The organism is Streptomyces sp. NPDC048191, assembly GCF_040652655.1.
In the GTDB taxonomy this organism is placed as follows: Bacteria; Actinomycetota; Actinomycetes; order Streptomycetales; family Streptomycetaceae; genus Streptomyces.
In genome coordinates this window covers 163,379-182,278 of the sequence record NZ_JBEZMO010000017.1, presented here as the reverse complement: position 1 = coordinate 182,278, position 18,900 = coordinate 163,379, and the positions used below count along the sequence as shown (strand labels likewise).

Sequence of the window (18,900 nt, the reverse complement as noted above, 5' to 3'; positions counted from 1 at the left end):
CCGAAGGAGAGCGCGCCATGAGCACCGCCGAGTCCGTCGCCCCGAGACACGCCGCCCCGACCGTCGCCGCGCCTGCCCACGCCGTCACCGGGCCGGCCCCGGTCCCGGCCCGTGCCCCCCTCCCGCCGCTCGCCCCACGTGTCCGTACCGTGGGTGGCTCGCCCGTGCGGGACATCCTCGCGGTCACCGCGCGCCCCGAGGTGATCAACTTCGCGGGCGGCCTCCCGGCACCCGAGCTCTTCGACCGGGACGGCATCGCGGCCGCCTTCCAGGACGCCCTGGCGCGGACCCCGGCGCAGGCGCTGCAGTACTCCACGACCGAGGGCGAGCCCACGCTCCGGGCCGCCCTGGCCGCGCGCGTCACCACCCGGGGGCTGCCCACCACCCCCGACGAACAGCTCGTCACCACCGGCTCCCAGCAGGCCCTGTCTCTCCTGGCGACGGCCCTGCTCGAACCCGGCGACACGGTCCTGGTGGAAAACCCCTGCTACCTGGCGGCACTTCAGGTCTTCGGCCTCGCGGGGGCGCGCGTGGTGGCCGTGCCGGGGGACGAGGACGGTGTGGATCCGGTGGCCCTGGAGGAGGCGATCCGCCGCGAGCGCCCCAAGCTGCTCTACCTGGTCCCCACCTTCCAGAACCCCACCGGCCGCACCATGCCCGCGCAGCGCCGCACGGCCCTCGCCGCCGTGGCCGCCCGCGAAGGCGTGTGGATCGTCGAGGACGACCCCTACGGCGAGCTCCGCTACGACGGCGAGCACGTCCCCTGGATCGCCTCCCTCCCCGGTGCCGAGGACCGCACCGTCCTGCTCGGCTCCTTCTCCAAGGTCATGGCCCCCGGCCTGCGCCTCGGCTGGCTGCGCGCGCCCGCGGAACTGCGCCGGGCGTGCGCGGTCGCCAAGCAGGCGGCGGACCTGCATACCCCGACGCTCAACCAGCTCGCCGCCGCCCGCTACCTCGACGTCCTGGACACCCATGTGGAACGGGTGCGGGCCGTGTACGGCGAACGCCGGGACGCCATGCTCGCGGACCTGCCGGCCGCGCTCCCGGCCGGTTCGCGGTGGAGCCGGCCCGAGGGCGGCATGTTCCTGTGGGTGCGGCTGCCCGAGACGTACGACACCCTCGCCCTGCTGCCCCGAGCGGTCGAACAGCACGTCGCCTACGTCCCCGGCGCGCCCTTCTACGCCGACGCCCCCGAGCCCTCCACCCTCCGCCTGTGCTTCGTGACCCAGACGCCGGAGGAGATCGTGGAGGGGCTGCGCAGGCTGGGGCGGGCGCTGCGGGACTGAGACCCCGCCGGGGTCAGTCCCACCAGAAGGTCCAGGTGGACGCCCCGACCAGGTCCTTCGCGTACGTGCGGAGGGTGTCCCGGTCGCCCTGGAGCACGTTGTCCGGGCAGAACGCGAAGTGCTCCGCGGCCACGGCCTCGGCGTCCTCCTGGGTGGCCGGCGGAGCCGCCACGGAGACGACGAGGGTGCCCAGGCCGAGGGCCACGACCCGTATCCCGAAGCGGTCCTCCCAGGAGCGCAGCACCGCGCACATCCGGGCCACGTCACCCTCGTAGTTCACCGGGCCGGTCCAGCCGATCGCCGCCGGTATGTCGGCGGACCGGCGGGCCGGGACCAGGGCGAGGTGCGCACGCTCGATCTCCGACTCCGGATCGCGCACCAGCGCGTCCGCGACCTGGGCGGCGCGGGTGTCCGGATCGGCGGAGAGCGCGGCGGGGGCGGGCGCGAGGCCGGGCCACTCGGCCCCGAACGGCTCGATCTCCTCCGCGATCTCGCCGTCCTCCGTCTCCTCCTCCCAGTACTCCGCAAGGACGTCCTCGGCGTCGTGATCGCCCGGGTACGACGTCTCGCCGGGCAGCAGCACCCAGTCGTCCAGACCGGCCACCGAGCCACCGACGTCGAGGAGCACGGGCAGCAGACCGGCCCGGGCCGCCGGATGGCCGAGCGCCTTCCACGTGCCCGGCGCGGCCGGCTTCTCCGCGTGCCACAGCAGCGGTTCGTGCCAGGGCCCGTCGTCGGTCAGGTCGACCAGCCTGCCGGGCGGCAGTTGAAGCCCGAGGGAACGGCCGCTGGGGTCGGTGGCCAGCCTGGGCAGCGGATTGGGAAGAGTCGCCATACCCGTGACTGTAAAGCCCGCCACTGACAACGCCGTTGACCAGCCCTCCCCAGGAACCCAAACCCCCCGCAGCTTCTCTTACCGGGTGGTGTTGTGATGGGCGGGGACGCGGTGAGCGGTGTGACGGGAAGGACGGAGGAACGTGCGGATCGGGCGCTACCCGGTGCGGTGGCACATCGTGCTGCTCACGCTGTGGACGGCCGGGTGGTTCGTCGTGGCCGAACGCCACGCGGCCGTGTCCTGGCACTATCTGCGCCAGGGCGAGCAACTGCTCTTCGGCCAGGCCTCCGGCGGCGGTCTCGCCCTCTACGCCAACCACCCCGAGCTGCAGATAGGCCCCGTCAGCTTCCTGGTCGCCGGGCTCTTCGCGCCCTTCCCTCCCGACCTGGGTGAGAAACTGGCCGACGCGTTCATGTCCGGCGTCGGCCTGTACATGCTCGTCCTGGTCGGCCGGGCGGCGGCCGACCACTACCTCGGCACGGGCGTCAACCACAGACGTCTCCAGCAACGCGTGCTGATCGCCGGGGCGGCCTTCATCCCCATGTGGGTCGAGGTCTCCGTCCGCTTCGCCCACCTCGACGACGTGCTGGCCCTGTTCTTCACCACGCTCGCGGTGCGCGCACTGGTCCGCGGCAACGCGACGGCGGTGGGCGTGTTCCTGGCCCTGGCGGTCGACTCCAAACCCTGGGCGGTCGGCTTCCTCCCGCTGCTGCTGGCCCTGCCCCGCCCGGCCCGGCTGCGCTCGGCGACCTGGGTCGTCGCCCTGGTGGCGGTCGCCTGGCTCCCCTTCTACCTGACCCACCTGGAGACCCTGCACGCCGCCCGCTTCACGATCCCCAACCAGCCGGCCTCCTCGCTGCGCTGGTTCGGGGTGGACGACCCAGCGACCCCCTGGTGGGACCGCCCGGCCCAGATGGCGCTCGGCATGGGTCTCGGCGCCCTGGCGGTACGACGGGGCCGCTGGCCGGCGGTGGTCTTCCTGGCCGCCGACGCCCGCATCCTGCTGGACCCCAGCGTGTACACGTACTACAACGCCTCGGTTCTCCTGGGCACGTTGATCTGGGACTCGATCGGCCAGCGCCGCCTGGTCCCGTGGGTCAGCTGGATCGCCCTCATCTCCCTCTACGGCGGCGCCCTGCTGGTCCCGTCGGACTCCACCCGGGGTTTGCTCCGCCTGGCGTTCTGCGTCGGCTCGGCGGCGTACGTCCTGCTGTGGCCCCAGCGGGCACCGCGAGGCACCCGCGGGGGCCGGCGGTCACGGCGTGAGGCGCTTCGGGGGAGCCTCGTCGACCAGTGATCCGGCGGGAAGGTCCGGGCCCTACACCAGCGTCGTGATGCAGAACGGGTGCCCGGCCGGGTCCAGCAGCACCCGCCACCGTTCCCCGCCCGGCTGGAACTCCGGCTTGGTGGCGCCCAGGTCGAGCACGCGCTTCTCGGCAAGGTCCAGGTCGTCCACGCCCAGCTCGATGTGCGCCTGCTTCTCCTGGGCGGGGTCCGGCCAGGTGGGCGGGCGGTAGTCGGCGAGCCGGTTGAAGCCGAGGCCGGTCGAGCCCTCCTTGCCGAGGAAGACGAAGTCGTCGGTGGAGAAGAGGACGGACATGCCGAGCAACTCGCTGTAGAAGTCGGCCATTTCCTTGGGGTCGGCGCAGTCGAAGGTGACGGCGGCGTAGCGGAACGCGGGCGTGGAAGAGGTCTCCGTGGTCATGGGGAGGACGCTAGGACATGACCAGGACAGCTCCGGTCCTGGTTGTGCGGGGCGTGTGCCAGACTTCCCGTCGTGCTCAGCTCGTCCGCCCGCCTGCTAAGACTGCTGTCCCTGCTGTCCTCCCGCCCCTCCTGGACCTGTGCCGAGCTGGCCGAGCGCATGGAGGTCACGGACCGTACGGTCCGCAGGGACGTGGCCAGGCTCCGGGACCTCGGCTACTCCGTCGACTCGGAGGCCGGCCCCTGGGGCGGTTACCGCCTCCGTGCCGGATCCCGCGTGCCGCCGCTGATCCTGGACGACGAGGAGGCGCTGGCCGTGGCGGTCGGGCTGCGCGAGGCCGCGCTGAGCGACGCGCTCGGCGGCGACCAGGCGGCCCTGTCGGCGCTGCTGAAGTTGCGGCAGGTGCTCCCCCGGCACATCGCGGACCGTCTCGGCGAGCTGGACGACGCCTTCGTACGCCTGCCCGGGACCGACGGGCCGAAGATGCGACCGGGCCTGCTGCTGGAACTGGCTGTGGCATGCCGGGGTGGCGAGCGCGCCCGGCTGTCGTACACCGACGGGGAGGGCAGGACCACGGTCCGGGACGTGGACCCCTACCGACTCGTTCATGCCGCCCGGCGCTGGTACGTCGTCGCGCGCGACGTGGCCCGGGACCAGTGGCGCACCTTCCGCGCCGACCGTATCGACCGCTTCCAGCCCACCGGACAGCCGGCGGACCTCACCGACCCACCGGACCCCGCGCACCTGGTCTCCCGCAACATCGCGAACGGCCCCTACCCGCTCTCGGCGACCATCCGCCTCCCTTTTCCCCTGAAGGAAGCCCTGCGACTCATCCCCCCAACCGTCGGCACACACCGCCCCGACGGCCCCGACGCCACCCTGGTCGACATCGGCGGCCCCGACCCGGACGGCCTGGCCCGCTACCTCCTCGGCCTGGCGACGCCCCTACGGGTCCTCGAACCGGAGTCGGTACGCCAGGCGTTGGCACGCCGGGCCCGGGAGGTGGCGGACGCGAACGCTTAGGATGTGGGCGCGTCCCTCGTCTAGCCGAGGTCAGATGGCGTAAGCGCCGGTAGCCGGTTTCCCGTGCTCCCGCGCGTACGGCGTGAGAGCCACGATCCCGGCTCCCCACACCGTGGTGTCCGGGCCGAGGTCGAAGGGATTCACGCCCAATCGGCCTGCCAGCTCCGGCGCGAGGTACGGGGCGAGGTCCGCCCACTCCTCCTCGTTCTCTCCGTCGTCGGCGGGGTCGTCGCCCGGCGGCGTGATGCCTTCCTCGACGCAGGCGGCGCGCTCCTCCGGCAGGGGTTCGCCCAGGCTGTACCGCGCGTCGTCCGTGTCCCAGGAGCCGCTGCAACGACGTATGACGTTCCCGTCCTCCGCGACGAGCCAGCCCGAACCACCGCCCTGCTCACCGAAGTAGTACGCCTGGGCCCTGCCGTAGCGCCGGCTCAGTTCCGTGACGACGCGCAACACGTCCTCGGCGCGCTCCGGGTCGACGGGGTTGCACCACGGGCCGAGCACCAGCGTCCAGCCGTCGACTTCCGGGGTGACGTAGACCCTGCCGTATTCGGCACCGTCGTGGCTGTCGTGAGCCCCGATGCTGAGGCCCAGCGCGAAGGTGGCCGGTCTCGCGTCGTAGAGGTCGAGCACGTCCACGACTCCTTGCTGGTCGCCGCCGGGAACGGCGAACCAGGACGTGAAGCAGGTGTCCAGGGGCCGGGCCTGGTCGTGCGGCAACTTGATGCGGATGAGCCGCTCAACGGCGGCGCGGTCGGCCGCCGACAGGGCCTCCTCGCCGCCGACTGCGGCGAGCACGGACAGCGCGCCTGCCCTGAGCCGTCCTGGTCCATGACGGCGCACGCGGCGCAGGGGTTCGACGACACCCGGGCCCAGCATGCTCAGCACCCACATCGCCCGCTGGGCCACGCCGGGGTCCGGGTCGGCGAGCAGCGGAATCAGCGCGTCGATCACACGGCCGTAGTCCACGTCGGGATTCGGCTCCCTGCCGTAGTCCACCGAGCAGGCGTACTGGATGCCGATGGCGGCCGACTTACGTACGGACGCAGAGGGGTGGCCCAGCGCCTCCTTGTAGCGGTCGACCGTACCGAACGCCGAGAACGTGGCGCTCAGGCGGCGTCGCGACTCCTCATCCGACGCCGTGGCCAGAGCCGCCAGTACCTCGTCGTAGGCAGCCGGCCCGATCCGCTTGGACAGCACCATCTCTATCTCCCACGCGGGCACAGGTGATGCCGTGTCCAACAGCTCTTCGATCAGGGGCGGGGCCACCGCGGGGCCGCACGCGGCCAATCTCTCCCGAGCTGCCTCCCGTTGGTCCGGGTCGGCGAGGGCCTTGATCACCTCCGTCGCGGTCTGCTCCCAGACGCGAGGCTTCCAGGGGCCCACTATGGTGTCGGGGATCGACAGCTTGGGGAGAGGGCGCGGATTGTTCACCACAGCGGTCTCACCAGATCCCGTGCTCGAGTTCCTCGAGCGACAGGTTCCACTGCGATTCTTCATCGGCGAACGGCGTGGGATCGAAGGCGCCGACCACTCTCCGGAACCGTTCGGACAGTTCTTCCGGGGCGACATTATTGTCGTGATCGACTTCAAGCTTCCGAAGTTCGATGAGAGCGAAGAGTAGTGATTCGACATCGCGATGCAGCAAGATGTAATGCTCTTCGCTCTCCGGGAAGGAATACACCCTTCCGGATTCGGGGTCGACCGCAATGAGCGAGGTGAACAGGTAGCCAAGCGGCCACCATGCCCGGGTCTCGTAGGGGAACGGCCTCCCGAGGTGACCCAACAGGCCGGCCAGGGTTGTCGGGTTGAAGCCGAACTCATACATGTGCTCTAAATCTGTCTTCGAGGTGAAGATTGCAGAGTGGGGGAGACCCACTGAACTGAGGAGGGATGTCGGTTGTGGGCCGTCCGCGGATCCATGGATCGGGTGCTGCGGGAAAAAGACCACGTTCGTCAGGCCATAGGCCTTGATCAGGCTGGTGGCGGTTACTAGGTGTGTCACGGGGCCAGACGACGCTCTCTGCTCCTCACCACATGCCGTCCAGAACCTCACCCAGGAGACGGCTCCACTCGGTCTCCTCGTTTGCGAGTGGGACACGGTCCACCGCGGTGACAGCCTGCCGGAACTCGTAGACAAAAGCCTCCACCTCGTCTTCGTCCTCGGTATAAGCGTCAATGAGCTTCCGGAAGGCGCACAGAGTGAAAACGAATGACTCAACGTCGCGATGGAGTATCTGGCTTTCTGTCTCGCCTTCGGGATAGGCATGGACCGATCCGGTTTGAGGATCGAGGACGACCAGGGCCGTGATGAGGTAACCGAGTACGAGCCAACGGCGCTGCTCCGGTGGGCATGCCTGGCCCCGGTGGTCAAGGAGCGGGCCCAGTTCCGCCGGGGTGGGGAATCCGTTCTCGGGTTCGGCACGGGACACGAAAGTGCGGTCGCTGGGCAGACCCACAGCACCTAGGAACCCGGCCGTGGCAGCATCGAGTTCACTGCCGGCGTACTGGGGGTAGTAGTTGACGCCGTCCAGGCCGAACAGACGGATGACGTCTTCGCTGCTCACTGCGTGCTTCATGTTCGCCACGCTACCGTGTCCTACTTCTTGCCGTGGAGCCGTGCCAGGTTCTCCCGATAGGTCTTGTGCTCCTTGCCCTGTGTCGAAGGGTCACTTTGGTCGTAGTTCGCCGCGTGTGTGACCTTCGCATGCGGGAAGAACGCACTGAGCCATCGCTCACACCGAGGGCTCTTCTGGCAGGGAGCTCTCTCTGTGAACACCTCCCTGAGTCCGTTTGCGTTTCCTGTGTGAAGGAGAGGGTGTCCCAGAGAGCGTTCGGAGTGGAATCCTCCACCACTTCGCGTGATGAGGATCATTTCTCGACCGCTCTGGGGGTCTATGTACCGTCCGGCAGCGTAGTTCCTTCCCTGGTAATAGTCGTGTGCTTTACGGGCCAGTTGTGTCGCTTGCGCCAGGTCACTTGAAGCGGGGTTGATCTTCTGCGATACCACTTTCCCCTCGTGGCCTGAAGGCGTTTGCCATTTCTCCCGCTCAGACTGCGTCTTGGGGCGCCAGACCTGGCCGGTCGGAGCGATGTTCGCCAGATTCAGTCGGTCTTCGTGGTCGTGCCCGTGGGTTCCCTTGGCAGGTATCGTGCCGTCCGGCATCAGACGATCCACAGAGCCGTCCGCGTTCAGGATGTACATCCTGGGGTTCCCGTGCTCGTCTCGGCCCTTGTGGGTTTCGATCCCCTTGAGCCGTTGCCCGATCTCGATGTCGTTGTCCTTGTGCAGCCGCGAGACCCCCCGCGCGCGGTCCGGGACCGTCTCGGTGAGGTGCTTTCCGACCTTGACGAGGGCTTTTTCGCAGCCGTGCAGGGCGCCGTGGATCATCGAGTCGAAGGTCTGGGTGAAGGGGTCCTTGCCCCTGGTGCGGCCGAAGAGGCCCTTGGCGCGGCCGAGTGGGGCGGCGCTGTTCGCGTGGAGTTCGCTGCCGTGGAAGGAGAGCTTGCCGGCGCCGCTCTCGAACTCCTCGTGGTCGATGTGGAGGTCGCCACCCGCGCCCGAACCGCCGGACGCGGAGGCCAGTTCCATCCCACCGGTTCCGGCTCCCGCCGAGGCCAGCTTCATGCCGCCGTGTCCGTGGCCGTGTCCGGTGTCACCGCCGCCGCTTCCGCCCCCTCCCGCGCCGGTCGGGGCGGGAGGCAGGGTGAACGCATCCGCCGCCAGGTTCAGGACCGCGTCCTCGATCATCGCCTCCAGCTTGGCGTTGACCGGCTCGGTGACCTTGGCGATCAGCTCGTTCACGATCTGGTCGGCGGCCTCGTCGATGATGCGTTTCACCAGTTGGCGCATGGCCGTGACCTCGGCCGCGCCGAGCACGGCGGACAGGCCGCCGGTGACGAAGGACAGGCCGAGCGACAGGCCCACCGAGCCCGCCATGACGGCGAGTTCGGCCTCGGCCTTGGTCTTCATTCCGAAGATGACGTCCGCGACCACGTCCAGGGCGTCCGCGAACAGGCGTGCCAGCTCCGGGATCTTGTCGAGGTGGCTGGCCTTGACCTGGTTCCAGTGGTTCTGCATCGATTGGACGGCCCAGCCGTGGGAGGAGGCGAGGATCTGCTCCACCGTCTTGTGGGCGTCCGCCCCGTGTCCCTCGAACTTGTCGGCGAACTCCCGCATGGCAGTGGCCATGTGGCGGTAGTCGTCCTCGTCGACGTTCGGAAAGTGGATGCCGATGTAGTCGAGTACCTGGTCCAGCCAGCCCGGAATCGTGTAGCCCATCCCCCGTGACGCCCCCTCGCCCTCCTGATCATCGTATGAGCATCAAAACCCTAACGGGAAAGGTGGGTTGGGGGGCAAGGGTGCTCGCCGCCTCTATGGCATGACTGTGACAACGCCATCCGGTTTCAGGCCGGGCGCAGGTGCACCAGCATCTCGTCCGTGCCGACCAGGAGCGTCCCGGCATCGGTCACGGCCAGCGAGTTGACCGCCGCTCCGGGCCGGTAGGTGCGGACCGTGCCCTCGTCGTCCAGGGTGTGGTGTTCGACCAGGCCGTCCGCCCAGGCGATGGCCAGCACCGGTCCGCCCTCGGTGGTCGCTGTCGCCAGGGCCGTCACCGGGCACGCCCGCGACCGGACAGGCGACGCGAGGGGCTCCGCTCCGGGGGCCCATGCTCGCACCGTGCCGTCGTAACCACCGCTGTGGATCAAGGGGATTCCCGGGCCGTCCCCGGGCGTCTCCAGGCGCAGGACTGCCACTGCGGCGACCTCGCCCTCGTGCAGGTGCGCCACGAAGGCCCGTGTCTCTCCGTCCACTTCGGAGAAGGCGTGCACCGTGCCCGCGGCGTCCCCTGCCGCGAGCAGTCCCTCGCAGAATGCCAACGTGACCGCTTCGGCGCTCAGTTGTTTCCGCGCCGCCTCCGTCAGCCGCTCCACCGGCGCCGGCCTGTCCTCCAGCAGTGCCGCCAGGCCGGTGACCCGCGGCGTGGAGGGGCTGTGCTGGATGTGCATCCGGCCCTGCGCGTCCAGGACGAGTACGTCGCCCTCGGGGGTGGCGGCCACAGCACGCACCCCCGGCACCGGCTCCGGCAGCCGGCCACTCGGAGCCGCGTCCGACTCGTCCACCAGACGGACCGTGCCCTGATGATCGGCGACGACCAGCTTCCCCGCCAGGTGCCCGCGACCGGACGACAGCGCACGTGCCGGTCCCGGCCATGGCGGGCGCACGTCGCCGCGCACCCTGCGCCAGACGACCTGCCATGCGGCACCCTCGGCCAGGGCGGCGAGCGCCTGCGGCAGCCTCGGGTCGGCGTCGTCGCCCAGGGCCGCCAGGAGTACGACGGCCCGGTCCGCGGGTGCCTGCTCGTGGGTCAGGGAGGCGCCCGCCCGTAGCCATGCCGTCCGCAGGCCGCCGTGAGCGTCCCCGGAGCGTTCGTAGCCGACGGACACCTGCCAGGGGTCCGCTGCGCAGATCACGGTGGGGTCGTTCAGGTCGACAGTGCCCGTTGGGCGTTCGATCGGCACCTCGCGGTCGGCCGGCTGGGAGGCCGCCCACGCCGCGTACCGCTCCGGATCCGTCCACTGCGGTTGGTCGAGGTCCATCACGGCCGAAGGCACGGCCATGAGGGGCGCGGCCTCGGCGCTGTCGCTCCGCACCTCCACGAGCAGGCGTACATGGGGCAACTCGGCCAACAGCAGCACCAGTTCGGTGACCGTCCCAGCATCCTCCGCCTCATGCAGCTCCGGCAGCGCGATCACCGTACGGCGCTCGTCGGTGGCCAGTGAGGCCACCAGCTCGCCCGGGGTGCGGGCGGCCACGTGCAGCTGCTCGGCCAGTGTCCAGGCGGCGGTCAGGGCGGTCTGGCCGGCCAGAGGGACGAAACCGTGGATCCGGCGTTCCGGCTGCGTCGCCTCCCGCGTCCCGTGCCCGATCAGCCACGCCAGCAGTGTCGACTTGCCGCATCCCGCGCTGCCGGTGAGGACACAGAGGCGAGGGGCCTGTGGATCGGCCAGCCAGGCCAGCAGGGCGGCGGCGGCCGGTTCGCGGCCCGCCGCGGGACGGGACCAGCTGAGCTCGGTCACCGGTCGCCCGCCTGCTGAGCCGCGTGGGTGATCAACTCCTTGAGTCCCTCCTCGCGCGAGTCCGCCGTGTCGCCGTAGTCGAAGCTGTGCGTGAACTCCGCGTGCGGGAAGGTCGCTTGGAGCCAGACCGCGCAGTAGTGGCCCGGCATCATGCACGGCTGGAGTTCGCAGTAGACACGCCGTACCTGCTCCGGGGTCACCCCTTGCGCGTGCAGGCGCTGCCAGACCAGTTCCTCGGGGTGCGGGCGGCCCGGGCCTGTCGCGTCGGTGACGATCTGCTTGGCGCCCGTCGCGTCGACGTACTCGAACGCCGACGAGAACGGGAAGTTCAGGGTGTGCCGTACGTCGTCCAGCACCTTCGGCCACCAGCTCTCGCGCTCCTCGAACGCGGCGGCGTCGATCTGCCGCAGCTCGGCGTTGAGTTCACGGAACGCGGCCGCTGCCACCGGGAGGCTGGTCGAGGCGGCGATCACCGGCATGCGGCGGTCGAGTGCGGCCAGCGAGGCGTTGAATGCCGGCACGTCCGAGCTGACGAACATGTCGGCCTCGTCGAGGCCCAGGAACACCGCCTGCACCGCACCGTCCGGACGCACGCACAGGTGGGCCAGCGGGTCGGTGCCGAGCCGGAGCCAGTTCTCCTGGCCGGCGGGTACCGGCAGCCCTTGGTGGCCCGCGGTGACGCCCAGCGTGGGACCGTCCGTGTCGGGGGCGGCCGTGAAGTACGGCTGCACGTGCAGCGGTACCCCGGTGTCCGACAGCACCTCGCGGGCCACGTCGGGCAGTTGGACCCCGTAGGAGGCCGGCACCGTGAACCGGCGCATGCCGTCCCGGCCGAAGTGGGACGTGGCGGGATCGGGGACTCGCTCGGACATCGGGCTCCCTCAGAGTCTGCGCGGACGGGTCTGCACAGACTCTAAGGGCTGCACGTCAGAGGGTCAGAGCTTCTCCGGCGTCCTGATGCCCAGCAGGGCCATGCCCTGCTGCAGGGTGCGGGCCGTGACGTCGCACAGGAAGAGGCGGTTCTCCACCTGCTGCGGCGTCTCAGCCTTCAGGACCGGGCACTTGTCGTAGAAGGACGTGTACAGGGACGCCAACTGGTAGAGGTAGGCCGCCAGCTTGTGCGGGGCGTACTCGCCGGCCGCCTCCGCCACCGTCGCCGCGAACGCGTCCACGTGCAGACCCAGGGCCCGCTCGGCGTCGGTCAGTGCCAGCTCCGGGTGCGCGGCCGGGCGGGTCTCGCCGGCCTTGCGGAGGATGGACCGGATACGGGCGTACGCGTACTGGAGGTAGACGGACGTGTCGCCGTTCAGGGACACCATCTGGTCCAGGTCGAACTTGTAGTCCCGGTTCGCCGAGGTCGACAGGTCGGCGTACTTCACCGCGCCGATGCCCACCTGGGTGCCCCGCTCGGCGATCTCCTCCTCGGACAGGTCCTGGGCCTTCTCCCGGACCACGGCCGAGGCGCGGTCGATGGCCTCGTCCAGGAGGTCGACCAGGCGGACCGTCTCGCCCTCACGCGTCTTGAACGGCTTGCCGTCCTTGCCCAGCACCGTGCCGAAGGCCAGCTGGAACGCCGTCACGTCCTCGTTCAGCCAGCCGGCCCGGCGCGCGGTCTCGAAGACCATCCTGAAGTGCAGGGCCTGGCGGGCGTCCACCACGTACAGCAGGGTGTTCGCCTTCAGGTTGAAGACACGGTCGCGGATCGCGGACAGGTCCGTCGCCGCGTAGCCGTAGCCGCCGTCCGACTTCTGCACGATCAGCGGGACCGGGTTGCCGTCCGGGCCCTTGATGTCCTCGAAGAAGACGCAGAGGGCGCCCTCGCTGCGGACCGCCACACCGGACTCCTCCAGGAGGCGGCACGTCTCGGCCAGCATGTCGTTGTAACCGGACTCGCCGACGATGTCGGGGTCGCGGATCTCCATGTCCAGCTTCTCGAAGACGGAGAAGAAGTAGATCTTCGACTCGTCCACGAACTTCTGCCAGGTGGCGAGGGTCCGCGGGTCGCCGGCCTGGAGGTCGACCACCCGGCGCCGGGCCCGCGTCTTGAACTCCTCGTCGGAGTCGAACTTCTTCCGCGCGGCCTTGTAGAGACGGTCGAGGTTCGACATCGCCTCCTCGCCCGAGGCCGCCGTGTCCTCGGCGGACGCCTTGTGGTCCAGCTCGTGCGGGTGCTCGTCCAGGTACTGGATGAGCATGCCGAACTGGGTGCCCCAGTCGCCGATGTGGTGCCGGCGGATCACGTTCTCGCCGGTGAACTCCAGCAGCTGGACCACCGAGTCGCCGATCACCGCAGAGCGCAGATGGCCGACGTGCATCTCCTTCGCCACGTTCGGCTGCGCGTAGTCGATCACCGTCGTGCCCGGCTGCGCGGCGGTCGGCACACCGAGGCGGCCCGTCTCGTCCGCGTACCGCGCCGCCAGGTTCCCGGTGATCGCCCGGTCCGCGATCGTGATGTTCAGGAAGCCGGGGCCGGAGACCTCGACGTCCTTGATCAGCTCGTCACCCGTGACCACCTGGGAGACGACCTGTGTCGCCAGCTCCCGCGGGTTCGCCTTCGCCTTCTTGGCCAGCGCCAGGATGCCGTTGGCCTGGAAGTCGGCCCGGTCGCTTCGTCGCAGCAGCGGGTCCGCGTCGGCGGCCTCGGGCAGGGTGGCCGAGAGGGCGGACGCGAGGTGCTGCTGGACGTTGTCGCTGAGGGACGTGACCGAGGCCATAGGAATGGGTGCCGTTCTCCTCGTGGGGATGGATAGTCCCGGCCAGTATCCCATGGGAGGTAAAGCCGTTTTCGCGGGCGCGAGCCGGTCTGTGAGAATGGAGTGTCACCTTGTTGTGCCACCCCGTTCAGAAAGAAGGACGTGCCGATCGTGGCTCAGAGCACCGAGACCACCGACTGGGTCTCCCGTTTCGCGGATGAGGTCATCGAGGAGTCGGAGCGCCGGGCCCCGGGCAAACCGGTCGTCGTCGCGTCCGGACTCTCCCCCTCCGGCCCCATCCACCTGGGCAATCTCCGCGAGGTCATGACCCCGCACCTGGTCGCCGACGAGATCCGGCGGCGCGGACACCAGGTCCGGCACCTGATCTCCTGGGACGACTACGACCGCTACCGCAAGGTCCCGGCCGGCGTCGAGGGTGTCGACACGTCCTGGGCCGAGCACATCGGCAAGCCGCTGACCTCGGTCCCGGCGCCGCGCGGGTCGTCGTACGCGAACTGGGCCGAGCACTTCAAGGCCGCGATGATCGCCTCGCTGGCCGAGCTGGGTGTCGAGTTCGACGGCATCAGCCAGACCGCGCAGTACACCTCCGGTGCCTACCGCGAGCAGATCCTGCACGCCATGAAGCACCGCGGCGACATCGACGCGATCCTCGCCCAGTACCGCACCAAGAAGGCCCCGAAGAAGCAGCAGCAGAAGGCCGTCGACGAGGCCGAGCTGGAGGCCGAGGAGGGCTCGGGCGCGGCGAGCGAGGACGACGGCTCGTCCGGCTCCGCCGGCTACTTCCCGTACAAGCCGTACTGCGGCAACTGCGGGAAGGACCTGACGACCGTCACCTCCTACGACGACGACAGCACCGAGCTGGCGTACACCTGCAACGAGTGCGGCTTCGCCGAGACCGTCCGGCTCAGCGAGTTCAACCGCGGCAAGCTGGTCTGGAAGGTCGACTGGCCCATGCGCTGGGCCTACGAGGGCGTCGTCTTCGAGCCGAGCGGCGTCGACCACTCGTCCCCGGGGTCGTCCTTCCAGGTGGGCGGCCAGATCGTCGGGATCTTCGGCGGCAAGCAGCCCATCGGGCCCATGTACGCCTTCGTCGGCATCTCCGGCATGGCGAAGATGTCCTCCTCGCGCGGTGGGGTCCCCACCCCGGCCGACGCGCTGAAGATCATGGAGCCGCAGATCCTGCGCTGGCTCTACGCCCGCCGCAGGCCCAACCAGTCCTTCAAGATCGCCTTCGACCAGGAGATCCAGCGGCTGTACGACGAGTGGGACAAGCTGGCGGCGAAGGTCGCCGACGGCTCCGCGCTCCCCGCCGACATCGCCGCGTACACGCGGGCCGTGGGCACCGCCGGCGCCGAGCTGCCGAAGACGCCCCGCCCGCTGCCGTACCGCACCCTCGCCTCCGTCGCCGACATCACCGCCGGGCACGAGGACCAGGCGCTGCGGATCCTCTCCGAGCTGGACCCGGAGCAGCCGCTGGCGTCCCTGGACGAGGCACGGCCGCGCTATGCCAAGGCCGAAGCGTGGATCAACACCCACGTGCCCGCCGACCAGCGCACCATCGTGCGCGACGAACCCGACGCCGAGCTGCTGAAGTCCCTCGACGAGGCCTCCCAGCAGTCGCTGCGGCTGCTGCTCGACGGCCTCGCCGAGCACTGGTCGCTCGACGGGCTGACCCACCTCGTGTACGGCGTGCCGAAGGTGCAGGCCGGTTTCTCCGCCGACGCCACGCCGAAGGAGCTGCCGGCCGAGATCAAGACGGCCCAGCGTGCGTTCTTCGCCCTGCTGTACCACCTGCTCGTCGGGCGGGACACCGGGCCGCGGCTGCCCACGCTGCTCCTCGCGGTCGGGCAGGACCGGGTGCGGAAGCTGCTCGGAGAGTAAGAAACCGTAGGAGACCGCGTAAGAAAAAAGGGGCCCTCCGCCGAGGAGGGCCCCTTTTCCATGCCGTTACGCGATGTGGTTCTCTTCGCCGTTACGCGATGTGGTTCTCTTCCAGTTCCGCGTTGAAACGGTTGGTGAAGCGTTTGACCATGCGGTCGGCGTCCCGCGCGGGGAGCGGGAGACCGTACGTCGCCTCCACGGCCTCGCTGAACTGGTGCGGGGTGGGGAAGCTGCCGTCGATCGACTTGCGGAAGACCTGGTAGTAGTCGTCCTCGGTCGGGTCCGGCTCCGGGTTGCCGCCGCCCTCGCCGAGCTCGCGGGTGCGGTTCGGGCCCACGGGGATGGGGAAGCTGCCGGTCTCCTCGGGGGAGGGCTGCTGGAAGTCCTCCGGCTGCTGGTCCTCGTACCACTCCTCGTACTGCTCGTCGGGGGCGTACTGGGGTTCCTGCAGCTGGGGGTCGTAGGTGGGGTCGTAGCCCCCGTGGTAGTCGATCTGTCGCGGAGCCTGGAACCACGGGCTCTCTTCGTCCACCTCGGAAGCCGGGTGCTGCCCGCCGGGAGGCGCCGCCTGCTGGGGGACGGACGCCGCCCCGGCGGCACGACCGCCGGCGACCGCGGCACTCCCCGTGAGCCGCGGCTGCTGCGGCACGGGCGGCAGCACGACCGGTTCTATGCCCGCCGCCGCCAGGCCCGCCGGAGCCGTCTGCGCCAGTGGGACGCCGTAGCGCGCCAGCCGCAGCGGCATCAGCGACTCCACCGGGGCCTTCCGCCGCCACGCACGCCCGAAGCGGGAACGCAGGCGCGCCTGGTAGACGAGACGTTCCTGCTCCAGCTTGATGACCTGGTCGTACGAACGCAGCTCCCACAGCTTCATACGGCGCCAGAGCAGGAACGTGGGGACCGGGGAGAGGAGCCAGCGGGTCAGCCGGACCCCCTCCATGTGCTTGTCCGCCGTGATGTCGGCGATACGGCCGATCGCGTGCCGGGCCGCCTCCACCGCGACCACGAACAGCACCGGGATCACCGCGTGCATGCCGACGCCCAGCGGGTCCGGCCAGGCGGCGGCACCGTTGAACGCGATCGTCGCCGCCGTCAGCAGCCACGCCGTCTGGCGCAGCAGCGGGAAGGGGATGCGGATCCAGGTCAGGAGCAGGTCCAGGGACAGCAGGACACAGATACCCGCGTCGATGCCGACCGGGAACACATAGGAGAAGTTCCCGAAGCCCTTCTTGATGGCCAGCTCACGGACGGCCGCGTAGGACCCGGCGAAGCCGATGCCGGCGATGATCAAGGCGCCGGTCACGACCACGCCGATGAGAACGCGGTGCATCCGAGTCAGCTGCAGTGGCGCGGCCACTCGTACTCCCCTCCCATTGCCTGTTGTTGCGCGCAACAGGGTGGCACACGCGTACGGCGAACGTGGTACCGGTCGGTCCTACGGGCCCCTGGCTCAGTTCTTCTTCGCGGCCGACTTGGACGGAGAAGCACTGGAAGAGGCCGACTTGGACGGAGACTGCGACGACGACGGCTTCGACGCCGACCGCGACGGGGACGCCGAGGCACCCGCACCGGAACCGGCCGACGAGGAGGCACCGTTGGCGGACGACACCGACGCCACGACCTCCTTGACCGCCTTCTCGGCGGCCTTCGTCAGGTCGTCGGCGTCCGGCGTCTTCTCGCCCGCGAGACCGGCACCGTTGTAGTCCAGCGTGACGACCACGTTCTCGACCCGCGTGACCACCGTCTGCTGCTTGAACAGACCTTCCTTCTTCTGCAGGTCGTAACGCACCGCGGTCCCCTCCGTGCCCGTGCCGGACAGCGGGACCTCCTTGGTGTTCTTCGCGCCGGCCATCGACGCGGCGTCCTTGACCTGCTGCGTGAAGTACGTGTGGGCCTGCGTCTCACCCGAGCCGCGCGCGGTGTCCGAGTCGAAGCGGAGCAGGGAGACGTTCAGCCAGCGGAACTGCGAACCCTTCACGCCGTTGTTGTCCAGGCTGCTCCAGGAGCACGAGGCACGCGACGACGGATCGTTCGAACTGCCCTTCTTGGCGGACGACACACCCTTCGGCACCAGATCGCCCAGGGACTTCTTCGCCAGCACCGCGCACGCGTCGGGAAGCTTCTTGTAGGCGGCCGCCTGCACGGTCGGGGACGCGCTCGCCGAGGGCGTCGTGCTGCCGCCCTGCGACTGCTGCGCACCGCTGTCGGCACCCTTGCCCTTGGAATCGCCCGAGTCCGACGAACAGGCGGCGGTGATCAGCACCGCCGGAACGGCTGCCGCGCAGACAAGGACACGGCTCAGGCGCTTGGCACGCATCTGTCGCTCGGCACGGTTGTCTCGCTGGGCTGCTCGCTGCATGGTTCCTTCACTACGCTCGGTGTTCGTGCGGGTTCCTGCGGGGCCACCGTACGCGGTGAAGGAGCTGTGCGGTTTCCGTTCGCGTTCTTTGCGAGCGGGCGGACAACGGGCCTCGGAAGCCGTCAGCCGCCCAGCGTGTCGGCGAGTTGAGAGGCCAGATTTCGGGCCCTGTCCTGCATTTCCTTGCTGTCGGGGACCGTTCCCGTGGCTGTCGGCTGCTCCTCGTACTCAAGGGTGACGACGACGTTGGACGTGCGGAACACCACAGTCACCGTCCGCTGCTCGGCGGTCGAACCGGACGACGCGAGCTGATCGTCGATGTACGCCTCGTCACCGAGACCGGACAGCACCCGCGGCTGCAGATCGGCCACGGACGGGTCGGAGGAGGCGGAGCCCGAGGGAGCCGAACCGGAGGGGGAGGCGCCGCCGCTCGCGGAGGACGACGCGGCGCCGCCGGACGGGGGCGTGGACGAGGTCGTGGAAGTCGGCGACGGCGTACCGGCCGGCGACGAGGAGCCGCTCGGCTCGGGCAGGTGCGCGGCCGACTCCTTGCCCTCGAACAGCTTCTGCGCCTGGTCGTCGTCGCTGACCGTGTTGTCGTACGACACCACCCGCTCGAAGTCGACCGAGAGGCGGTCGGTGGCGTCGGCGGACTCCACCTTCCAGTGGCAGCCGACCTTGCGCTCGGTGTCGTAGGTGAGCTCGGCCTCGCCCTGGTAGGCCTTGTCCCGCTGGTCGGGGTCGGCGATCTGCTTGATGCCGGGCAGCATCGAGTCGAGCGTGTCGTGGCCGACCGCGCCGCAGGGCTCGGGCAGCGTGCGGTACTTGCCGGGCTGGGCGGCGGCCGTGGCCGTACCGGCGTCGCCCGGATTGGCGTTGTCCGTGGGGCTGTCACCGCCCGAGCCGCTCGTGCAGCCGGCCAGCAGCGCCGCGAGGAGGGCGGCGGTGCCGGTTACGTACGCCTTCCGCTGCACGGTCGGGCTCCTTCCGGGTGTGCGCTCGCTTGGTGCTCCAGTGTC

16 protein-coding genes are annotated in these 18,900 nt (G+C 69.9%); 4 read left to right on the top strand and 12 right to left on the bottom strand.

What is annotated here, in order from left to right; genetic code table 11:
- Window positions 1–17: 17 nt before the first annotated feature.
- Window positions 18–1,286, top strand: coding sequence for a PLP-dependent aminotransferase family protein (locus tag AB0D93_RS26540; protein WP_362123863.1), 1,269 nt, complete (start codon window positions 18–20; stop codon window positions 1,284–1,286).
- Between the two features lie 13 nt (window positions 1,287–1,299).
- Here AB0D93_RS26540 and AB0D93_RS26535 read toward each other — a convergent pair whose 3' ends face one another.
- The gene (locus AB0D93_RS26535) at window positions 1,300–2,121 is read right to left on the bottom strand and encodes a DUF4253 domain-containing protein (protein WP_362123859.1); all 822 of its coding nucleotides are present in this window, start codon (window positions 2,119–2,121) and stop codon (window positions 1,300–1,302) included.
- A 142-nt stretch (window positions 2,122–2,263) separates the two neighbouring features.
- On the opposite strand from AB0D93_RS26535, the gene AB0D93_RS26530 reads away from it, so the two are divergent.
- Window positions 2,264–3,418, top strand: a complete 1,155-nt coding sequence (locus AB0D93_RS26530; RefSeq protein WP_362123856.1) for a hypothetical protein — start codon at window positions 2,264–2,266, stop codon at window positions 3,416–3,418.
- Between the two features lie 21 nt (window positions 3,419–3,439).
- Here AB0D93_RS26530 and AB0D93_RS26525 read toward each other — a convergent pair whose 3' ends face one another.
- Complete coding sequence (locus AB0D93_RS26525) at window positions 3,440–3,826, bottom strand: VOC family protein (RefSeq protein WP_362123853.1); 387 nt, start codon at window positions 3,824–3,826, stop codon at window positions 3,440–3,442.
- 72 nt (window positions 3,827–3,898) lie between these two features.
- Between AB0D93_RS26525 and AB0D93_RS26520 the strand changes: the two genes are divergently transcribed.
- Window positions 3,899–4,849 carry a YafY family protein gene (locus AB0D93_RS26520; protein WP_362123850.1) on the top strand — a complete coding sequence of 317 codons (951 nt, stop codon included), beginning with the start codon at window positions 3,899–3,901 and terminating at the stop codon, window positions 4,847–4,849.
- Window positions 4,850–4,879: 30 nt separating this feature from the next.
- Here the strand turns inward: AB0D93_RS26520 and AB0D93_RS26515 are convergent, their stop codons facing one another.
- The 7 genes from AB0D93_RS26515 to argS all read right to left on the bottom strand — a co-directional run bounded on the left by AB0D93_RS26515 (window position 4,880) and on the right by argS (window position 13,641).
- Window positions 4,880–6,280: a HEAT repeat domain-containing protein gene (locus AB0D93_RS26515; protein ID WP_362123847.1), complete on the bottom strand. Its 1,401-nt coding sequence runs from the start codon at window positions 6,278–6,280 to the stop codon at window positions 4,880–4,882.
- A 10-nt stretch (window positions 6,281–6,290) separates the two neighbouring features.
- A complete protein-coding gene (locus tag AB0D93_RS26510) occupies window positions 6,291–6,851 on the bottom strand; it encodes an SUKH-4 family immunity protein (RefSeq protein WP_362123844.1) in 561 nt (186 codons plus the stop codon).
- Between the two features lie 25 nt (window positions 6,852–6,876).
- A complete protein-coding gene (locus AB0D93_RS26505; RefSeq protein WP_362123841.1) occupies window positions 6,877–7,425 on the bottom strand; it encodes an SUKH-4 family immunity protein in 549 nt (182 codons plus the stop codon).
- A 20-nt stretch (window positions 7,426–7,445) separates the two neighbouring features.
- Complete coding sequence (locus tag AB0D93_RS26500) at window positions 7,446–9,128, bottom strand: nucleic acid/nucleotide deaminase domain-containing protein (RefSeq protein WP_362123838.1); 1,683 nt, start codon at window positions 9,126–9,128, stop codon at window positions 7,446–7,448.
- A 125-nt stretch (window positions 9,129–9,253) separates the two neighbouring features.
- On the bottom strand, window positions 9,254–10,927 hold the full coding sequence (locus tag AB0D93_RS26495; RefSeq protein ID WP_362123835.1) for a hypothetical protein: 1,674 nt from the start codon (window positions 10,925–10,927) through the stop codon (window positions 9,254–9,256).
- On the bottom strand, window positions 10,924–11,799 hold the full coding sequence (locus tag AB0D93_RS26490; protein ID WP_362123833.1) for an SUKH-4 family immunity protein: 876 nt from the start codon (window positions 11,797–11,799) through the stop codon (window positions 10,924–10,926). The genes AB0D93_RS26495 and AB0D93_RS26490 overlap by 4 nt, the downstream gene beginning before the upstream one ends.
- A gap of 63 nt (window positions 11,800–11,862) precedes the next feature.
- The gene (gene argS / locus AB0D93_RS26485; RefSeq protein WP_362123831.1) at window positions 11,863–13,641 is read right to left on the bottom strand and encodes an arginine--tRNA ligase; all 1,779 of its coding nucleotides are present in this window, start codon (window positions 13,639–13,641) and stop codon (window positions 11,863–11,865) included.
- Between the two features lie 141 nt (window positions 13,642–13,782).
- Between argS and lysS the strand changes: the two genes are divergently transcribed.
- Window positions 13,783–15,522: a lysine--tRNA ligase gene (gene lysS / locus AB0D93_RS26480; protein WP_362123828.1), complete on the top strand. Its 1,740-nt coding sequence runs from the start codon at window positions 13,783–13,785 to the stop codon at window positions 15,520–15,522.
- 91 nt (window positions 15,523–15,613) lie between these two features.
- On the opposite strand, the gene AB0D93_RS26475 is transcribed toward lysS, so the two are convergent.
- The 3 genes from AB0D93_RS26475 to AB0D93_RS26465 all read right to left on the bottom strand — a co-directional run bounded on the left by AB0D93_RS26475 (window position 15,614) and on the right by AB0D93_RS26465 (window position 18,855).
- Window positions 15,614–16,852, bottom strand: a complete 1,239-nt coding sequence (locus AB0D93_RS26475) for a DUF2637 domain-containing protein (RefSeq protein ID WP_362123825.1) — start codon at window positions 16,850–16,852, stop codon at window positions 15,614–15,616.
- Between the two features lie 120 nt (window positions 16,853–16,972).
- Window positions 16,973–17,881, bottom strand: coding sequence for a DUF3558 domain-containing protein (locus AB0D93_RS26470; RefSeq protein WP_362123822.1), 909 nt, complete (start codon window positions 17,879–17,881; stop codon window positions 16,973–16,975).
- Between the two features lie 122 nt (window positions 17,882–18,003).
- Window positions 18,004–18,855, bottom strand: coding sequence for a DUF3558 domain-containing protein (locus AB0D93_RS26465; protein WP_362123819.1), 852 nt, complete (start codon window positions 18,853–18,855; stop codon window positions 18,004–18,006).
- Window positions 18,856–18,900 lie beyond the last annotated feature (45 nt).

Bases quoted from the DNA above. Each gene is read 5' to 3' on its own strand.
- AB0D93_RS26540 (WP_362123863.1), top strand. From the start codon at position 18: ATGAGCACCGCCGAGTCCGTCGCCCCGAGACACGCCGCCCCGACCGTC.
- AB0D93_RS26535 (WP_362123859.1), bottom strand. From the start codon at position 2,121: ATGGCGACTCTTCCCAATCCGCTGCCCAGGCTGGCCACCGACCCCAGC.
- AB0D93_RS26525 (WP_362123853.1), bottom strand. From the start codon at position 3,826: ATGACCACGGAGACCTCTTCCACGCCCGCGTTCCGCTACGCCGCCGTC.
- AB0D93_RS26505 (WP_362123841.1), bottom strand. From the start codon at position 7,425: ATGAAGCACGCAGTGAGCAGCGAAGACGTCATCCGTCTGTTCGGCCTG.
- AB0D93_RS26500 (WP_362123838.1), bottom strand. From the start codon at position 9,128: ATGGGCTACACGATTCCGGGCTGGCTGGACCAGGTACTCGACTACATC.
- AB0D93_RS26490 (WP_362123833.1), bottom strand. From the start codon at position 11,799: ATGTCCGAGCGAGTCCCCGATCCCGCCACGTCCCACTTCGGCCGGGAC.
- argS (WP_362123831.1), bottom strand. From the start codon at position 13,641: ATGGCCTCGGTCACGTCCCTCAGCGACAACGTCCAGCAGCACCTCGCG.
- AB0D93_RS26475 (WP_362123825.1), bottom strand. From the start codon at position 16,852: ATGCACCGCGTTCTCATCGGCGTGGTCGTGACCGGCGCCTTGATCATC.
- AB0D93_RS26470 (WP_362123822.1), bottom strand. From the start codon at position 17,881: ATGCAGCGAGCAGCCCAGCGAGACAACCGTGCCGAGCGACAGATGCGT.